Raw genomic sequence first — 260 nt, 5'->3', positions numbered from 1 at the left:
GTACTTGTTGCTGTAGGTCGTACACCAAATGGTAACATGTTAGACGCTGATAAAGCGGGTGTGAATGTTGATGAGCGTGGTTTTATTAACGTTGATAAGCAATTACGTACTAACGTAAGCCATATTTTTGCAATTGGTGACTTAGTTGGCCAGCCTATGCTTGCGCATAAAGCGGTTCATGAAGGTCATGTCGCTGCAGAAGTTATTTCTGGTCAGAAGCATTTCTTCGACCCTAAATGTATTCCTTCGATTGCGTATAC

Annotated in this window: 1 protein-coding gene; it reads left to right on the top strand. The window is 41.9% G+C overall.

Features of this window, described 5'->3' with window-relative positions:
- Nucleotides 1–260 (top strand): FAD-dependent oxidoreductase (locus AAEY88_RS14230; protein ID WP_350563436.1); only part of this gene is annotated, 260 nt, incomplete at both ends.

Origin of the sequence: Psychrobacter sp. CAL346-MNA-CIBAN-0220 (genome assembly GCF_040309805.1) — a bacterium.
In the GTDB taxonomy this organism is placed as follows: Bacteria; Pseudomonadota; Gammaproteobacteria; order Pseudomonadales; family Moraxellaceae; genus Psychrobacter.
This window is presented reverse-complemented; position numbering and strand designations above follow the sequence as displayed.